Here is a 17885-nt window from a genome sequence, read left to right as displayed (position 1 = left end):
TCTGCGTGGCTTCGCCGTATCCACCAAGCAGGCCGTCCGCGGCGCCCATGCTAGATTCGCGGCCGGAGGAGGCCGGATGCAACTGACGTTCCCCAATGGCGAACACCCCAACGTGCCCCTGCAGGGCGAAGTGGCCGTGGGCAGCCGCCCGGGGCTGCGGATCAGCCTGCCCGGCAGCGGCCTGGCGGCCCACCATGCCAGCTTCATCAGCGACCGACGGGGCCTGTGGCTTCGCGTGCCCAACGGTGCGCCCGGCGTCCACCTGAACGCCCGCCCGGTCCAGCGCCTGGCCCTGCTGCGCGCGGGCGACCTGGTCTGCCTGGACAAGCTGCGCGTGGTGGTGAAGGGCAGCGACCAGCCGGCCATAGAAACCCGCATCCCGTCCGCCGCGCCGGCCAGCCTTGGCGAGGCGCAGCGCGTCGCTGCCTCGCGGGTGGTGCTGCGCGGACTGAGCGGCCCGCATTTCGGGCGATCGCACACGCTGGTCGAACCCCGCCTGCTGGGACGTTCGTCGGCGGCCGACATCCGCCTGGACGACCCTGCCATCGCCGACCGCCATGCGGTGGTCGAGCTGCACGGCGACCGCGTCGTGCTGCGCGCCCTCGCGCCGGGCAAGGACGCGACCTGGCTCAACGGCGTGCCGGTCCGCGATGCGGTGCTGTCACCCGGCGACCAGCTGGTGGTGGAACAGCACCGCTTCGTGCTCGAAGCGCCCGGCCTGCCGCTGCGTGGCCAGGACGCGCTGGGCAAGTCCGCCGCGACGCCCCATACCCAGACCATGCGGGCGGTGGACGTGCCGGTGGCCGACGATCCGCCACCGGAGGAGGCACCGGCCCCGGGCCAGCCGCGCACCCGGGATCCCAACAGCCTGTGGTGGCTGATCGCCGCCGCCACCATCCTGGCGGCGTCGCTGACGATGCTGCTGGTCTACGCGCCCTGAGCCCGGCGTTTGTGCAGGTACCAGAACACGCGCAGGCCCAGCAGCACGGCGAGCACCGCGGCGTACACCAGCGGCTCGCGCAGGTCGGCCTTCACCAGCCACAGGTAGTGGGCGACCGCCAGCGCCGCGGCGCCGTACACCAGCTTGTGCAGCTGGCCCCAGCGCCGGCCCAGGCGGCGCATCCAGCCCCGGGTCGAGGTCAGGGCCAGGGGCAGCAGGCATAACCAGGCGGCGAAGCCGAACATGATGTAGGGCCGTTTGGCCAGGTCGGCGAAGACCTGCGTCCAGAATCCGCCCAGGTCCAGCGCCAGCCAGGTCGCCAGGTGCAGGCAGGCATAAAAGAACGCGTACAGCCCGACCAGGCGCCGGAACCGGATCGGCCAGGTCTGGCCGGTCAGTCGCCGCAGCGGCGTCAGCGCCAAGCCCAGCAGCAGCAAGCGCAGGGCCCAGGTGCCGGTGGCGTGGGTGATCTCGGCGACCGGGTCGGCGCCCAGGCTGTCCTGCACCACGCCGCGCACCAGCAACGCGAACGGCAGCAGGGCCAGGGCATGCGCCAGGGTCTTCAAGCCGACCCAGCGCCATGGCACGGGACGCCCGCTCAAAACCACTTGCGAAGGTCCATGCCCGCGTAGAGCGATGCCACCTGCTCGCCGTAGCCGTTGAAGGGCAGGGTGGCGATGCGGTTGGCGAACACCCGGTTGCCGTCGCCGGCGATGCGGCGTTCGCTCGCCTGGCTCCAGCGCGGATGGTCGACGTCGGGGTTCACGTTGGAATAGAACCCGTACTCGCGTGGCTGCGACTGGTTCCAGCTGGTCACCGGCATGTCTTCGCTGAAGTCGATGCGCACGATCGACTTGATGCTCTTGAACCCGTATTTCCAGGGCACGACCAGGCGCAGGGGCGCGCCGTTCTGGTTGGGCAGCGGTTTGCCGTACAGGCCGGTGGCGAGCAGGGTCAGCGGATGCATCGCCTCGTCCAGGCGCAGGCCTTCGCGGTAGGGCCAATCGAGTACCGGGTAGCGGAGACCGGGCATCTGCGCCGGCTCGGCCAGGGTGGTGAAGCCCACGTAGCGGGCCTTGGAGGTCGGTTTGAGCCGGCGGATCACCTCGGCCAGCGGCACGCCCTGCCAGGGCAGCACCATCGACCAGCCCTCCACGCAGCGCAGGCGGTAGATGCGTTCCTGCACCGCGTGTGGCCGCAGCAGGTCCTCGAGCGCGAAGGTGCCGGTGGTTTCCGCCTCGCCGCTGACCACCACGGTCCACGGCGCCGGTTCGAGCGTATGGGCGTGGCGCGAAGGATCGGCCTTGCCGGTGCCGAACTCGTAGAAATTGTTGTAGGTGGTCGCGTCCTGCCAGGTGGTGAGGGTCTCGTTGCTGCGAAAACCGTCCGCTGAATCGGTCGCGACCGGGGCGGTGGCCGGTGGCACGTCGTCGGCACCGGCACAGCCGGCCAGGGCCAGCAGCGGGCTGGCCAGGCCCAGGCCCATCAACTGGCGCCGGGCGCGGTAGACCGGCTCGGGGGTGATCTCGGAGGCGGGTGGCTGGGGGTAGCGATGGCGGCTCATGGCGTGGCTCCGTTGGCGGCGCGGGGGCGAATCACGTGGCTATACTCCCGACAAGAGTCGTCCAGAGAGGAAATGGATGCGCCTGGTCGAGGCTTTCGATTCATCCACCAGCGTGGTTGCGGTGATGCGCGCCAGCGACGGGGTGTTCCTCGGGGTCAATGCTGCCTTCGAGCGTAGCACCGGCTACCGTCGCGACCAGGTGATAGGGAAGATCCCGAACGAGATCGGGCTCTGGGCCGAGCCGGGTTTCCGGGCACAGATTTGGAGCGTGCTGCGGGCCGAACACCGGGCCGTGTCGGTGTCCACCCGGGTGCGCTTTGCCGATGGCCGGCTGGAACCGGCGCGGCTGAGCGTGGAGTTCGCCCAGGATCCCGACGAGGGCACGGTGGTCTTCTGCCTCTTGCACCTGGGCGGCCGGGACCCGCCCGGCAACGAGGGGTCGCAGCCCCCCGCGCCGGAACGCCCGGCGGGTTTCTATCGCGCCCTGTACCTGGCGGCCTCCGAGGGCATCTATCGCAGTTTGCCCGGCGGCGGGTTCCTGGACGTCAATCCCGCCATGGCCCGCATCCTGGGTTATGACTCGCCGGCGCAGATGCTGGCCGAAACCGCGCGCTGCGCGTCCGCCCTCTACGAGGACGCCGAACAGGCCGCCCAGAGCCATGCCCTGCTGCAGGCGGGCCAGCGCCTGGACGGGGTGCGCGCACGCGTCCGCAGGCGCGACGGCAGCATCATCTGGGTCAGCGAGAACTCCCGTGCCATCTACGACGACCAGGGCCAGGTGTTGTTCTACGAAGGCTCGCTGGTCGACATCACCGCCCAGGTCGAGGCCGAGCAGGCGTTGCGGCAATCGCGAACGCTCTACCAGGTGCTGGTGGAAAACAGCCGTGATGGCGTTTTCCTGATCCAGCGGGGCCTGGTCGCGTTCGCCAACCAGGCGCTGGCCGACATCCTGGGATACACGGTCGCGGAGCTGAGCGGCATCGAATACATGTCGCTGGTCGATCCGGGCGACCTCGACGCCCAGATGGCCCGGCGGGCGGCGCGCGAGGCCGGTTCGGCCGAGCCCCAGGTCTACGAGATCCGCCTGCGCCGGCGCGACGGCCAGGTCATCCTGTGCGAAGTGCGTGCCGACGCCGTGGAATACGACGGCGACATCGCCTCCACCGGCACCCTGCGCGACGTTACCGAGGACCGTGCCCGCCAGGACGCGGTGGCCGAAGCCGAGTTGCGCTACCGCGAGCTGTTTGAAAATTCGCCGGCCGGTCTGTTCCGCACCACCATCGACGGCCAGATCATGGAAGTGAACCCGATGCTCGCCCGGATCCTGGGCTACGACAGCGTCGCGCAGCTTCGCGAGTCGGCCAGCGACATCCAGTCGCTGTACGTCGAGGTCGGCGAGCGCAGGCTGCTGGTCGAACAGGCGCTCAGGCACGGGTCCTTCGACCACTACGAGACCCGGGTTCGCTGCCGCGATGGCAGCGCGAAGTGGGTCAGCGCCAGCGTCCGCGTCGTGCATGACGCGCAGGGGCAGCCGCTGCACTTCACCGGCTCGGTGCTCGACATCAATGAACGCCAGGAAGCGAGGCTGGCGCTGGCCCGTTCGGAGAACAAGTACCGGACCCTGGTCGAGGACAGCCAGGTCGGCGTCTTCGTGATGCAGGGCGAACGCTATACCTACGTCAACGCCGCCTTCGCCCGGATGCTGGGCTATCGCGAGCCGGAGCTGGTGGGGCTGAGCTATCGCGACATCATGGCGCCCGAGGCGATTGCCCAGTCCGAGCGCCGCGACCGCGACCGCGAGGCCGGGGAGGGCGTGAGCCCGGACTTCGGGACCTGCCTGCTGCACCGCGACGGCCACCGGGTTCATGTCCGCGTGAACATCGGGCCGGTGCAGATCGACGGTGCCCAGCACCTCACCGGCACCGTGCTCGACATCTCCCGCCAGCGCGAGGCCGAGGACCGGCTGCGTTTCCACGCCACCCACGACCCGCTCACGGGGCTGCCCAACCGGATGATGTTCAACCAGCGGCTGGCGGCGGCGATGCTTGGCGCCAGCCGTGCCGGCGGAACGCCCTACGCGGTGCTGTTCCTGGACCTGGACGGGTTCAAGTGGGTCAACGACAGCCTCGGCCACGGCGCCGGCGACCGGCTGCTCGTGCAGATCGCCCGGCGGCTGGAAGACAGCCTGCTGGCCGACGTGCTGATCGCACGCTACGGGGGCGATGAGTTCACCTTGCTGCCCGACGGCGCCTGCGACGCCGACCGGGCCCGCCGGATCGCCGAGGCGGTGATCGCGCTGTTCGAACTGCCTTTCGACATCGGGGGCCAGCAGGTGTTTTCCTCGGCCAGCATCGGCATCGTCCTGGGCGGCGGCGACTACGAGTCACCCGACCAGGTCCTGCGCGATGCCGACACCGCCATGTACCGGGCCAAGTCGGCCGGCAAGTCCGGCTACGTGGTTTTCGACGCCGGCATGCACGAACAGGCGCTCAGCCGGCTGCAGCTGGAAACCGACTTGCGCCTGGCCTTCGAACGCGCCGAGTTCCGGGTGCATTACCAACCCATCGTGGAACTGGCCAGCGGCCAGCTGGTGGGCGCCGAGGCCCTGGTGCGCTGGCAACATCCGCGTCGCGGCTTGCTGGCACCGGCCGAGTTCCTGCCCCTGGCCGAGGAAACCGGCCTGATCATGGAGCTCGATGCCTGGGTCCTGCGCCAGGCCTGTGGCCAGCTGGCGCAGTGGCGCCAGGCGTACCCGGCCCTGTCCGGGCTGTCGATCAACGTCAACGTGGACGAGCGCCAGATGGTTTCGCCCGGCATCGTCGACGAAGTGCTGTCGCTGCTGCGCAAGCACCGGCTGCCGCCGGACTGCCTGCGGCTGGAGGTCACCGAAACCGCCTTCCGCGGCGGTCGCGGACAGGCCGAGCAGCGGCTGATGGCGCTCAAGGCGCTGGGCGTGGGGCTGGTGGTGGACGATTTCGGCACCGGCTACTCGTCGCTCGAGTCCTTCGCGGCCTCACCCTTCGACGCCCTGAAGATGGACCAGGTGTTCGTGCGCGACATCCAGACCAATGCCCGGCACCGGGCGATTGCCCGGACGATCAACAGCTTCGCCGGCGAACTGGACCTGACGCTGACCGCCGAAGGCATCGAAACCACCGGCCAGCGCGACGCGCTGCGCGAGATCGGCTGCCGGTTCGGCCAGGGCTTCCTGTTCGCCCGGGCACTGCCGCCGGAGCAGTTCGAGCAAATGCTCTCGGGAACCGAGGGCATCGTCGGTTGAACACCTTCCGGGGCTTCGCGGCCCCGTGCTAATTTGCCGACGAACGCTTTCCGAGGAAATCCATGACACGCGCCTACAATTTCAGTGCCGGCCCGGCCGCGCTGCCCGAACCGGTCCTGCGGCAGGTCCGCGACGAAATGCTGGAATGGCAGGGCGAACGCGCCTCGGTGATGGAGGTCAGCCACCGCGGCAAGGCCTTCGTCGAGTGCGCCGCGCGTGCCGAGTCCGACCTGCGCGAATTGATGGCGATTCCCGACGACTACCACGTGCTGTTCCTGCAGGGCGGCGCCACCACGCTTTCGGCGCTGCTGGCGCTGAACCTGGCGGGTCCGGACCAGGCCGTGGACGTCGTGCTGACCGGCCACTGGGGCGAAAAGGCGCTGGACAACATCGCCGCTTCGGTGAAGGCGAACGTCGCCGCCAGCGGCAAGGGCGATGGCTACACCGGCATTCCCGACCCCTCCGGCTGGCAGCTCACGCCCGGCGCCGCCTTCGTGCACTACACGCCCAACGAAACCATCCACGGCGTCGAGTTCCACGACATCCCGGACGTGGGCGACGTGCCGCTGGTCGCGGACATCAGTTCGAACGTGCTGTCGCGGCCGATGGACGTCTCGCGGTTCGGCGTGCTCTACGGCGGCGCCCAGAAGAACCTCGGCCCGTCCGGCCTGGCCATCGCCATCATCCGCAAGGACCTGCTCGGGCGGCATGGCCGCGCCTTGCCGCCGATCTTCGAACTGCAGAACCAGGCCCGCAACGACTCGATGTTCAACACGCCGCCCACCTTCGGCTGGTACGTGCTGGGGCTGGTGCTGCAGTGGCTCAAGGCCCAGGGTGGCGCCGCCGCCATGGGCGAGGTCAACCGGCGCAAGGCGGAAAACCTCTACGCGGCCATCGATGGCTCCGGCGGCTTCTACCGCAACAACGTCCAGGCTCCGGCGCGTTCGTGGATGAACGTGCCGTTCTTCCTTCCCGATGAAACCCGCGAGCAGGCTTTCCTCGCCGAGGCCAAGGCCGCCGGCCTGGTCGGCCTGAAGGGCCATCGGGCCCTGGGCGGCATGCGGGCCTCGATCTACAACGCGATGCCCGAGGCCGGCGTGCAGGCGCTGGTGGATTTCATGGGTGATTTCGCCCGGCGGCACGGCTGAAGTGGCCACGCGCAAGCCTGCGAAGGGCAAGTCCGCGGCGGCGAAACCCGCCGCGGCCAGGCCGGCTTCCGGCAAGCCCGCTGCCGCCCGGCCCGACCTTGAGCAGGTGCGCGAACGCATCGACGGCATCGACCGCCAGATCCAGGACCTGATCGCCGAACGTGCCCGCTGGGCGCACCAGGTCGGCAAGGCCAAGGGTCCGCTGCGGGCGGCGATCGATTACTACCGGCCCGAGCGCGAGGCGCAGGTGCTGCGCCGGGTGCTTGACCGCAACGACGGGCCGCTCAACGACGAGGTGCTGCTCCGGCTTTTCCGCGAAATCATGTCGGCCTGCCTGGCCCAGCAGGAGCCGCTGAAGGTCGGTTTCCTCGGGCCGGAAGGCACGTTTTCCCAGCAGGCGCTGCACAAGCACTTCGGCCATTCGGCCAAGGGCCTGCCCCTGGGCAGCATCGAAGAGGTATTCCAGGAGGTCGAGGCCGGCCACGCCGACTTCGGCATCGTTCCGGTCGAGAATTCGGGGCAGGGCACCATCCAGTCCACGCTGGACATGTTCCTCACTTCGCCGCTGAAGATTTGCGGCGAAGTCGAGCTGGCCGTGCACCAGTTCCTGATGTCGCGCACCGGCCGGATGGAGGACATCGAACGCGTCTATTCGCATCCGCTGTCGCTGGCCCAGGCCAAGACCTGGCTGCGCCACCACCTGCCCAAGGCCGAAAAAATCCCGGTCTCGAGCAATGCCGAAGCCGCCCGCCGGGCCCGCAATGCCGACGATTCGGCCGCGATCGCCGGCGAAAACGCCGGCCACGTCTACGGCCTCAAGACCCTCGCCGGCCCGATCGAGGACCGGCCCGACAACACCACCCGTTTCCTGGTGCTGGGGCGCGAACTGCTTCCGCCCTGCGGGCATGACCGGACGTCGCTGATGGTCTTCGTGCGTGACCAGCCCGGCGCGCTGTACAAGGTGCTCAGCCCGTTCGCGCGCCACGGCGTCAGCATGAACCGCATCGAGTCGCGCCCGGCGCACACGGGCCGCTGGCAGTACGCGTTTTTCATCGACGTCGGTGGCCATGCCCAGGACGGCCCGGTGGCCGCCGCGCTGGCCGAACTGGGTGAATTCGCCGCCGACATCCGCATCCTCGGGGCGTACCCCGTGGCCTTGCTCTGAGCATGGACGAAGCGGCCTTTTCCGCCCTGGCCCAGCCGGGCCTGCAGCGCCTGCGGGCCTACGACCCGGGGCTGGACCTGGTGGCCCTGCGCCAGGCCCACCCGGGCCTGGTGGAACTGGGTTCCAACGAAAACGCGCTGGGCCCCAGTCCCGCCGCGGTCGCCGCCGCGGTCGCCGCCCTCGATGACGCCCACCGTTATCCCGATCCGATCGGTGGCGGGCTCAAGCGTGCCCTGGCGGCGCACCATGGCGTGTCGCCCGGGCAACTGATGCTGGGCAATGGCTCGCACGAGCTGCTGATGATGCTCGGCCAGACCTTCGCCGGGCCGGGCCTGGACGTGCTGGCCTCGCAGTTCGGGTTCGCGGTCTACGCACTGGCCGCCCGCGCCGCCGGCGCCGACCTGGTGCAGGCGCCGGCCCTGCCGGCCGGACACGCCATGGCCCGCGGCCACGACCTGGACGCGATGGCCGCCGCCGTGGGTCCGCGAACGCGCCTGGTCTACCTGGCCAACCCCAACAACCCGACCGGCACCTGGGTCCCGGCCACGGCCCTGGAGGCCTTCCTCGCCCGCCTGCCGCCGACGGTGCTGGTGGTGGTGGACGAGGCCTACATGGAATACGCCACCGAGCCGGGCCTGGTTTCGGCGGTTGGCCTGCTGGCGCGGTTCGAGAACCTGGTGGTGACCCGGACGTTCTCCAAGGCGCATGGCTTGGCCGGATTGCGCCTGGGTTACCTGCTGGCCGCGCCCGGCCTGGTTGCCGTGCTCGAGCGCCTGCGCGAGTCCTTCAACGTCAACGGGCCGGCGCTGGCCGCCGGGGAGGCCGCCCTGGCCGACACCGGACACGTTGAACGGGTGCGCCAGGCCAATGCCAGCGAACGCGAGGCGCTGGCCGACGCGCTGCGCGCGCGCGAGCTGGCCGTGTCCCCGTCGCAGACCAACTTCCTGCTGGTCGGGTTCGGCGCCGACGCGGCGGCGGTGGAGCAGGGCCTGGTGGCCCGCGGCGTGGTGCCGCGACCGATGGCGGGTTACGGGCTGCCCGGATGCCTGCGCATCACGGTCGGGCTGCGCGACCAGAACCGGAAGCTGCTGCAGGCGCTGGACGAGGTGCTGGCGTGAGCGCCCCGACCCTGGATTGGCAGGCCTCGGCGGGGAGCGCGCTGACCGGCGAGGTCCAGGTCCCCGGCGACAAGTCGGTTTCGCACCGCGCGGTGATGCTGGGTGCCCTGGCCGAGGGCCGCTGCGAGATCGAAGGCTTCCTGGAGGGCGAGGACACCCGGGCGACCGCGGCGATCTTCGCGAACCTGGGCGTCCGCATCGAGGCACCTTCGGCCAGCCGGCGCATCGTGCATGGCGTCGGCCTGCACGGCCTGCAGGCCCCGGCCGGGGTCCTGGACTGCGGCAATGCCGGGACCGGCATGCGCCTGCTGGCCGGGCTGCTGGCCGGGCAGGGCTTCGACAGCGAACTGGTGGGCGACGCGTCCCTGTCGCGTCGTCCGATGGCCCGGGTGATCTCGCCGCTGCAGGCCATGGGCGCCGCGATCGAAGCGGGCGAAGGGGGACGGCCGCCTCTTAGAATCCACGGTAAGAAAACACTGCAAGGCATTGATTTTAAATCTCCCGTGGCCAGCGCCCAGGTAAAGTCAGCGGTGCTGCTGGCCGGTCTGTATGCCCGCGGGACGACCCGGGTCAGCGAGCCCCATCCGACCCGGGATTACACCGAGCGCATGCTCGCGGCGTTCGGCTGGCCGGTTCGTTTTGGTCCCGGCGAGGCCAGCCTCGACGGCGGGCATCGCCTGCGCGCCATCCCGGTCCGGGTGCCGGCCGACTTCTCGTCGGCGGCGTTCTTCCTGGTCGCTGCGTCGTTGGTACCCGGTTCCGACCTCTGCCTGCGCCAGGTCGGGATGAATCCGCGCCGGACCGGCCTGCTCGATGCGCTGCGCGCGATGGGGGCCGATATCACGGTGGCTGAGGCCGGCGAGCAGGGCGGCGAGCCCGTGGCCGACCTGCGCGTGCGCCACGCCCGCCTGCGCGGCATCGACGTCCCGGTGGCCCTGGTGCCGGACATGATCGACGAGTTCCCGGCGCTGTTCGTGGCCGCCGCCCTGGCCGAGGGCGAGACCCGCGTCTCCGGCGCGGCCGAGCTGCGGGTGAAGGAATCCGACCGCATCGCCACCATGGCGGCCGCGCTGCAGGCCCTGGGCGCCGACATCCACGAAACCCCGGACGGCGCGATCATCCGCGGCGGCCGGCTGCGCGGCGGGGACGCCGACAGCCATGGCGACCACCGCATCGCCATGGCCCTGGCGGTGGCGGCCCAGTGCGCCGGCGGCGAGGTCCGGATCCGCGACTGCGCCAATGTCGCCACCTCCTTCCCCGGATTCGAGGCGCTAGCCCGTGGGCTGGGCTTCGGCCTGCAGGTCCGGCAGCCGGTCGGCTAGAATCCCGGCCATGCCTCGCATCCCCATACTCACCATCGATGGGCCCTCCGGCTCCGGCAAGGGCACCATCAGTAGGGCCGTGGCCGAACGCCTGGGCTGGCATTACCTGGACTCGGGCGCCATCTACCGGGCCGTGGGCCTGGCGGCGGCCTGGGAGGGGGTGGACCTGAGCGACCCCGAAGCCGTGGCCCAGTGCGCCGCCCGCACCGAAATCCGCTTCGAAACCCAGGGGTCCGGCGAACCCCATGTCATCGTCAACGGCAAGGACGCCACCCGCCAGCTGCGCATGGAAACCGCCGGCGCGGCGGCTTCGGCCATTGCCGCCCACCCGCCGGTCCGGGCCGCCCTGGTGGAGCTGCAGCACCGGTTCCGCAGGCTGCCGGGCCTGGTGGCCGACGGCCGCGACATGGGCACCGTCATCTTCCCGGACGCCCCCTACAAGGTCTTCCTGACCGCCAGCGCCGAGGAACGGGCCAAAAGGCGCCATAAGCAGTTGAAGGAAAAAGGGGTTTCGGTTAATCTTGACAGTCTGCTGCACGAAATCGCCGCTCGTGACGAGCGCGATGCCGGGCGTGCGGTGGCGCCCCTGAAGCCCGCGGATGACGCGGTTGTCGTGGACTCCACCGGCACGCCCATCACCGAGGTGATCGAGCGCGTGCTGTCGGTGCTGCCGGAAAAATCCCGCCAGCCACGACAGGCCTGATCCCCGGCGCATCCGCCCGCAACGGCGCGACTTCCCAGGCAGAAACCAGCTCCCGGGCCGGAAGGCACGGGTTAAATCCACGCGCATCAAGCGCCAACAGGTGGGTCGCGGCGGAGCCGCCGACCCGTATGTCCAACCGAGTATCCAACAATGACTGAATCTTTCGCTGAACTGTTCGAGCAGAGCCAGGGCGCGCTGTCCAAGCTCAAGCCGGGTGCCATCGTCTCCGGCACCGTGGTCGAGATCCGCAACGACGTGGTCGTGATCAACGCCGGCCTCAAGTCCGAGGGCATCATTCCGATCGAGCAGTTCCGTAATGAAGAGGGCGAGCTTGAAGTGTCCGTGGGCGAGACCGTCAAGGTCGCCCTGGAATACCTCGAGAACGGCTTCGGCGAGACCGTGCTGTCGCGCGAGAAGGCCAAGCGCGCCATGGTGTGGGACGAGCTCGAGGCTTCCATGGAAGCTGGCGAGATCGTCACCGGCCGCATCTCCGGCAAGGTCAAGGGCGGCTTCACCGTCGACATCCGCGACGTCCGCGCGTTCCTGCCGGGCTCCCTGGTCGACGTGCGTCCGGTCCGCGACCCGGGTTACCTGGAAGGCAAGGAACTCGAGTTCAAGATCATCAAGCTCGATCGCAAGCGCAACAACGTCGTGGTCTCCCGCCGTGCGGTGGTCGAGTCCGAGTCGAGCGTCGAGCGCGAGCAGCTGATGGAGCGCCTGCAGGAAGGTGCCGTGATCAAGGGTGTCGTCAAGAACCTCACCGACTACGGCGCGTTCGTGGACCTGGGCGGCATCGACGGCCTGCTGCACATCACCGACATGGCCTGGAAGCGCGTGCGCCACCCGTCCGAAGTGGTCAACGTCGGCGACGAGCTGGACGTCCGCGTGCTGAAGTTCGACCGCGAGCGCAACCGCGTTTCGCTGGGCCTCAAGCAGCTGGGTGACGATCCGTGGGACAACATCGCCCGCCGTTACCCGACCAGCTCGCGCCTGTTCGGCAAGGTCTCCAACGTCACCGATTACGGCGCGTTCGTCGAGATCGAGCCGGGCGTGGAAGGCCTGGTGCACGTGTCCGAGATGGACTGGACCAACAAGAACGTCAACCCGTCCAAGGTCGTCCAGCTGGGCGACGAACTGGAAGTGATGGTGCTCGACGTCGACGGCGAACGCCGCCGCATCTCGCTGGGCATCAAGCAGTGCACCCCGAACCCGTGGGAGGCCTTCTCGGCCCTGCACAAGAAGGGTGACAAGGTTTCCGGCCAGATCAAGTCGATCACCGACTTCGGCATCTTCATCGGCCTGGACGGCGGTATCGACGGCCTGGTGCACCTGTCCGACATCTCCTGGAACACCACCGGCGAAGACGTCGTGCGCAACTTCAAGAAGGGCGACGACCTGGAAGCCGTCGTGCTGGCCGTGGACCCCGAGCGCGAGCGCATCTCGCTGGGCGTCAAGCAGCTCGAGCAGGATCCGGTGGGCCAGTACATGGCCGGCACCCAGAAGGGCAGCATCGTCAACGGCACCGTCAAGGAAGTCGACGCCCGTGGCGCCACCATCGAGCTCGAAGGCGGCGTGGAAGGTTACGTGCGTGCCAACGACATCGCCAAGGAGCGCGTCGACGACGCCACCCAGTACCTCAAGGTTGGCGACGCCGTCGAAGCCCGCTTCATGGGCATGGACCGCAAGGGCCGCACCATGCAGCTGTCGATCCGCGCCAAGGACGAGGCCGAGCTGGCCGATTCCCTGGCCGAGGTCAACAAGGCGTCCGATGCGGCCGCCGGCACCACCAAGCTCGGTGCGCTGCTGCGTGAGCAGCTGAACAAGGGCGAATAAGCCCCCTGCAAGATCGGCGCGTGGCCCGGGTTCGCCCGGGCCACGTCGCCACCCCAAGAACACCGAGGGACCGCCCGGAGATGACCAAGTCCGAATTGATCGAGGTGCTTTCGCGGCGCCAGGCCCACCTGAAGGCCGACGACGTGGATTTGGCCGTCAAGACCCTGCTCGAGATGATGAGCGGCGCCCTGACCCAGGGTGAGCGGATCGAAATCCGCGGCTTCGGCAGTTTCTCCCTTCATTTCCGTCCGCCGCGCCTGGGTCGCAACCCCAAGACCGGCGAGTCCGTGGCGCTGCCCGGCAAGTACGTTCCGCATTTCAAGCCTGGCAAGGAGCTGCGCGATCGGGTCAACGCCCGCAACGCGCCCGACGCTCCGGCCGCTCCGGCTGCCCTCCCGCACGCCGAAGGCTGAGCCCGCCGGCCCGGATGGGCTAAGCTTGCCGCCGAACGGCACCGGGAATCTCGCGCATGCGACTGATCAAGGCTTTGCTTGCACTGTTGTTCGTCGGATTCGGCGTGCTTTTCGGCGCGCTCAATCGCGACCCGGTCAGCATCGACCTGGGCCTTTGGCAACTGCAATCGATCTCCCTGGGCACCAGCCTGCTGCTCGCCGTCCTGGTGGGCGCGGTGCTTGCCGGCTTCGTGCTGACCGCTTCGGTGGTCTGGCCGCTGCGGCATCGCCTGCGCCGCGGCAAGTCCGCGCAAGCTTCCCAGGCCCCCGGCCAGGAACACCATGAGTGAACTGGCCTGGTTCCTGCTGCTGCTGCCGGTGGCGGCGGGTGGTGGCTGGCTGGCCGGTCGCCGCGGCGGTGAAAGGCGGGGCGGGGCACGCGTCTCGCGGCTGTCCAACACCTATTTCCGCGGGCTCAACTACCTGCTCAACGAACAGCAGGACAAGGCGATCGAGGTCTTCCTGCAGATTGCCGCCGTGGACAAGGACACGGTCGAGACCCAGTTCGCCCTGGGCCATCTGTTCCGCCGGCGCGGTGAAGTGGACCGTGCCATCCGCCTGCACCAGAGCCTGGTCGCGCGCCCGGGCCTGAGCGACGAGCAAAAGACCCGCGCGGTGCTCGCGCTGGGCGAGGACTACATGCGCGCCGGCCTGCTGGACCGGGCCGAAACCCTGTTCACCGACCTGGTCCGCATGGGCGTGCTGGCGCCCCAGGCGCTGCGGCACCTGATTTCGGTCTACCAGGCCGAACGCGACTGGGCCAAGGCCATCGAGCACGCAAGGCAGCTGGAAAACGCCGGCGGCGAGCCAATGGGAAAACTGGTGGCGCAGTTCCACTGCGAACTGGCCGAAATGGCCCGCCTGGACGGCAAGCTCGACGAGGCGCGCAAGCATGTCGCCGAAGCCTACGCCGCCGACAGCCATTCGGTACGCGCCGGCCTGGTCGAGGCCCGGCTGGAGCTGGCCGAAGGCAACGACGCCGCGGCCATCCGTGCCTTCGAGCGGGTTGCGCGGCATGACATCGAATTCCTGCCGGAAATCCTGCAGCCGCTGCTGGCCTGCTACGAGCGTCGCGGCGAGTCCGCCCGTGCCCGCGGTTTCCTGCTCGAGATGACCGAACACTACCCGGGCGTGTCCCCGGTGCTGGCCCTGGCCCGGATGATCGAGCGCGAGGAAGGCAAGGGCGCGGCGCTGGAGTTCCTCTCCCGTCAGCTGCGCCAGCGCCCCTCGGTGCGGGGCGAGGCGGCCTACATCGAACTGAGCCTGCGCGACGCCGATTCCGACCCGGCGGTGGCGCTCAAGACGCTCAAGCAGATCACCGAACAACTGGTGGTCCGCACGCCGGGCTATCGCTGCCAACGCTGTGGATTCTCGGCGCGCGCGCATCACTGGCAGTGTCCGGGCTGCAAGAGCTGGGGCAGCATCAAACCCGTGCACGGCGCGGTCAGCGAGTGAGCACGATGCCGCCGACCTGGCTGCTGGCGAGCCTGTCGCTGGCAGTGGCCTTCGCACTGGCCCTGGTCTGGCGCGCCTGGGCGATCCGACGCGGCGTGCTCGACGCGCCCGACGACCGTCGGCTGCATGACACCCCCACGCCCCGCGGCGGCGGCATCGGCATCGCCCTGGTGCTGCTGGTCGCCGCGGCCTGGCTCGGTGACGGCCGCGGCTGGTTCGTGGCCGGCCTGGTGCTGTGCGGCGGGGCGGGGCTGATCGACGACATCCGGCCGCTGCCGCCTTTGGCCAAGGGGCTGCTGCAGGCCCTGGGCGCCGCCTGCCTGGCCGCCGGTTTCCCGCTGCTGCCCGAACTCTGGGGCGTGGCCCTGGGCCACCTGCTGGCCTGGGTGCTGGTGCTGGTGCTGGTGAACTTCTGGAACTTCATGGACGGCAGCAACGGCCTGGCGACCAGCCAGGCGATGCTGGCCGCGCTCGGACTGGCCGCGCTGGTGCCCGCGGCGGCGTCGGTGACCTGGCTGGCGGTGGCGTTGGCGGCCGCCTGCCTGGGCTTCCTGCCGCTGAATTTCCCCCGCGCGCGCCTGTTCCTGGGCGACGTCGGCAGCCATGTCCTGGGGTATGCGCTGGCGGCCCTTTTGTTGATGGCGGCCACGCCCGCCGGGCCGCGGGCCTGGCTGCTGGTGTTGCCGGTGTCGGCGATGGTGCTCGACGCCGGCCTGACCCTGCTCTCGCGCACGCGGCGCCGGCAGGTGGTGTGGCGGGCGCATCGGGAACACCTCTACCAGCGCGCCGTCGCCCATGGCTGGAGCCATGCCGGGATTTGCGCGCTTTATGCCGGCTGGAGCCTGGCCGCCATCGCCCTGGCGCTTTGGCTGGCCCGGCAAGACCCGGCGTGGTCACTGCCGGGCAGCGTAGCGGGGCTGGTCTTTGGCATCATTGCGTATTCGCTCCTGGGGCGGGCCTGGCCCAGGCCGCCCGCCACAGGCAGCGCCCCCCACGGAATCCCCAAGGCATGACACCCGCGTTCCGAAACCTCACCAGCCTGCTGCCCCGGCTGCTGATCGTCCTGCACGACCTGGCGATGATCGTTGCCGTCTGGGTGGGCCTGCGCTGGCTGGCTTCGGTGGCGGGCGCACCGCCGGCACCGTCGCTGGGCACCGAACTGGTGATCGCGGTCCTCACCCAGGGCCTCGTGCTGCAAATGGTCGGCCTCTACCAGGGGCTCTGGCGGTTCGCCAGCGTGCCCGACCTGGCCAACCTGGTGCGCGGTGCCCTGGTTGGCGTGCTGCTGATCGTCGCGATCCTGTTCCTGATGGGCCTGCTGCCCGACGTCCCGCGGCGCGTGCTGTTTCCCTACCCGGTGGCGCTGGTGGTGATGCTGGGGCTGCCGCGCGTGCTCTACCGGCTCTGGAAGGACTCGCGGCAGCGCACCACCCATGCCGATGCCAAGCGCGTTCTGGTGCTGGGTGCCGGGCGCACGGCCGAGAACCTGCTGCGCGAACTCGACAGCGACGGGCGTTATTCGCCGGTGGGCCTGCTCGACGACAATCCGGCGCTCAAGGGTGCCAAGGTCCGCGGCGTGCCGGTGCTGGGCACCATCAGCGAGCTGGCCGACATCGCCCAGGACACCGCGCCCAACCTGCTGGTGATCGCGATGCCGTCGGCCAGCGCCAGCGAGATGCAGCGCGTGGTCGAGCTGTGCGACGACACCGGGCTGCCGTTCCGGGCCGCACCGCGGCTGACCGACGTGCTGGCCGGCCGCCCGCAGCGGCTGGAGCTTTCCGAGGTCCGCATCGAAGACCTGCTGGGGCGGCCGCCGGTCCAGTTCGATCCTTCGCTGGGACTGGGCTGGGTGGCGGGCAAGCGCGTGCTGGTGACCGGCGCCGGCGGCTCGATTGGTTCGGAGCTGGCGCGCCAGTGCGCGGCGGCGGGCGCGGCCGAGTTGCTGGTGTTCGAACGTGCCGAACTGCCCCTGTGCGAAATCACCGAAGAGCTGGCGCGAAAGTTCCCGGACGTGCCGGTGGTGTCCCTGCTGGCCGATTGCGGCGACCCGGTGGCCTGCGCGATGGCGCTGGCCGGCAAGGTCGATTTCGTTTTCCACGCGGCGGCATGCAAGCAGGTGCCCTTGCTTGAATCGCAGGTGCGCGAAGCGCTGCGCAACAACGTAGCGGCGTCGGCGGTGCTGGCCCGCGCCTGCCGCGAGGCCGGCGTCGAGAACTTCGTGCTCATTTCCACCGACAAGGCGATCTGCCCGGTGAACGTCCTGGGCGCCAGCAAGCGGTTCGCCGAACTGGCCTGCCAGACGGAGCTCGAGGGCAGTGCGGTCCGGCTTTCGGTCGTGCGCTTTGGCAACGTGCTCGATTCGGCCGGTTCCGTGGTGCCGCTGTTCCGCCAGCAGATCGCCGCCGGCGGCCCGGTCACCGTCACCCATCCCGAGGTGACGCGTTATTTCATGACGATCCCCGAGGCCTGCCAGCTGATCCTGCACTCGGTCAGCCTGGCCAGCGAGAACGGCGCGGTCTACGCCCTGGACATGGGCCGGCCGGTGGCGATCCGCGAGCTGGCCGAGCAGATGATCCGGCTCAGCGGCAAGCGTCCGGGCATCGACATCGCCGTGAGTTACACTGGCCTGCGCCCGGGGGAAAAGCTGCACGAAATCCTTTTCCATCCGCAGGAGCGCTACCAGCGCACCCGCCACCCACGCATCCTGCAGGCCCAGCCGCGCGAGATCGGCACCGGACACCTGCGCCAATTGCTGGCGAAACTGGATGCACTGCTGGCCGACCCGGGCGCGAGCGACGCGCTGCTTGAACTGCTGCGCGAGGCGGTGCCGGACTACCGGCCCGAAACCCGCCTGGGCGCGGGCGACGACCCGTACCCGGCGGACCTTGAACCCGACTGACGAGAG

Annotated in this window: 13 protein-coding genes and 2 pseudogenes; 13 read left to right on the top strand and 2 right to left on the bottom strand. The window is 69.7% G+C overall.

Translation table 11 applies throughout. From position 1 onward, the window contains the following. Positions 1 to 76: 76 nt before the first annotated feature. Positions 77 to 700: pseudogene (locus tag N788_RS01900) on the top strand (FHA domain-containing protein); the annotation flags it as partial. A 202-nt stretch (positions 701 to 902) separates the two neighbouring features. Here the strand turns inward: N788_RS01900 and N788_RS01895 are convergent. Beyond that, positions 903 to 1527: pseudogene (locus N788_RS01895) on the bottom strand (protein-methionine-sulfoxide reductase heme-binding subunit MsrQ); the annotation flags it as partial. 11 nt (positions 1528 to 1538) lie between these two features. Beyond that, positions 1539 to 2504, bottom strand: a complete 966-nt coding sequence (gene msrP, locus N788_RS01890) for a protein-methionine-sulfoxide reductase catalytic subunit MsrP (RefSeq protein WP_034220358.1) — start codon at positions 2502 to 2504, stop codon at positions 1539 to 1541. Between the two features lie 76 nt (positions 2505 to 2580). Here msrP and N788_RS13705 point away from each other — a divergent pair, with 76 nt between their 5' ends. From N788_RS13705 to N788_RS01830, 12 genes are all read left to right on the top strand, one after another. Next, on the top strand, positions 2581 to 5784 hold the full coding sequence (locus tag N788_RS13705; RefSeq protein WP_051924246.1) for a PAS domain S-box protein: 3204 nt from the start codon (positions 2581 to 2583) through the stop codon (positions 5782 to 5784). Between the two features lie 62 nt (positions 5785 to 5846). After that, positions 5847 to 6932 carry a 3-phosphoserine/phosphohydroxythreonine transaminase gene (gene serC, locus N788_RS01880; protein WP_034220356.1) on the top strand — a complete coding sequence of 362 codons (1086 nt, stop codon included), beginning with the start codon at positions 5847 to 5849 and terminating at the stop codon, positions 6930 to 6932. A gap of 1 nt (position 6933) precedes the next feature. After that, positions 6934 to 8097, top strand: a complete 1164-nt coding sequence (gene pheA, locus N788_RS01875) for a prephenate dehydratase (protein WP_034220682.1) — start codon at positions 6934 to 6936, stop codon at positions 8095 to 8097. A 2-nt stretch (positions 8098 to 8099) separates the two neighbouring features. Further along, complete coding sequence (hisC, locus tag N788_RS01870) at positions 8100 to 9215, top strand: histidinol-phosphate transaminase (protein ID WP_034220355.1); 1116 nt, start codon at positions 8100 to 8102, stop codon at positions 9213 to 9215. Beyond that, on the top strand, positions 9212 to 10537 hold the full coding sequence (gene aroA, locus N788_RS01865; RefSeq protein ID WP_034220352.1) for a 3-phosphoshikimate 1-carboxyvinyltransferase: 1326 nt from the start codon (positions 9212 to 9214) through the stop codon (positions 10535 to 10537). Before hisC ends, aroA begins: the two co-directional genes overlap by 4 nt. 10 nt (positions 10538 to 10547) lie before the next feature. Further along, the gene (cmk, locus tag N788_RS01860) at positions 10548 to 11240 is read left to right on the top strand and encodes a (d)CMP kinase (protein ID WP_034220350.1); all 693 of its coding nucleotides are present in this window, start codon (positions 10548 to 10550) and stop codon (positions 11238 to 11240) included. Between the two features lie 150 nt (positions 11241 to 11390). Further along, entirely contained in the window at positions 11391 to 13073 is a 1683-nt protein-coding gene (gene rpsA, locus N788_RS01855; RefSeq protein WP_034220347.1) for a 30S ribosomal protein S1, read from the top strand. A gap of 80 nt (positions 13074 to 13153) precedes the next feature. After that, on the top strand, positions 13154 to 13486 hold the full coding sequence (locus N788_RS01850; protein ID WP_051924245.1) for an integration host factor subunit beta: 333 nt from the start codon (positions 13154 to 13156) through the stop codon (positions 13484 to 13486). Positions 13487 to 13542: 56 nt separating this feature from the next. Then, entirely contained in the window at positions 13543 to 13815 is a 273-nt protein-coding gene (locus N788_RS01845) for a lipopolysaccharide assembly protein LapA domain-containing protein (RefSeq protein ID WP_034220346.1), read from the top strand. Beyond that, positions 13808 to 14980, top strand: a complete 1173-nt coding sequence (lapB, locus tag N788_RS01840; protein ID WP_034220344.1) for a lipopolysaccharide assembly protein LapB — start codon at positions 13808 to 13810, stop codon at positions 14978 to 14980. The genes N788_RS01845 and lapB overlap by 8 nt, the downstream gene beginning before the upstream one ends. A gap of 5 nt (positions 14981 to 14985) precedes the next feature. Beyond that, a complete protein-coding gene (locus N788_RS01835) occupies positions 14986 to 15993 on the top strand; it encodes an MraY family glycosyltransferase (RefSeq protein WP_244444069.1) in 1008 nt (335 codons plus the stop codon). Next, positions 15990 to 17879, top strand: a complete 1890-nt coding sequence (locus N788_RS01830) for a nucleoside-diphosphate sugar epimerase/dehydratase (RefSeq protein ID WP_034220342.1) — start codon at positions 15990 to 15992, stop codon at positions 17877 to 17879. The genes N788_RS01835 and N788_RS01830 overlap by 4 nt, the downstream gene beginning before the upstream one ends. The last annotated feature ends 6 nt before the right edge of the window (positions 17880 to 17885 follow it).

The organism is Arenimonas donghaensis DSM 18148 = HO3-R19, from assembly GCF_000743535.1.
GTDB classification, from domain to species: Bacteria; Pseudomonadota; Gammaproteobacteria; order Xanthomonadales; family Xanthomonadaceae; genus Arenimonas; species Arenimonas donghaensis.
Note: the sequence above shows the minus strand (reverse complement) of the source record. Positions and strands in the feature narration are given on the sequence as shown.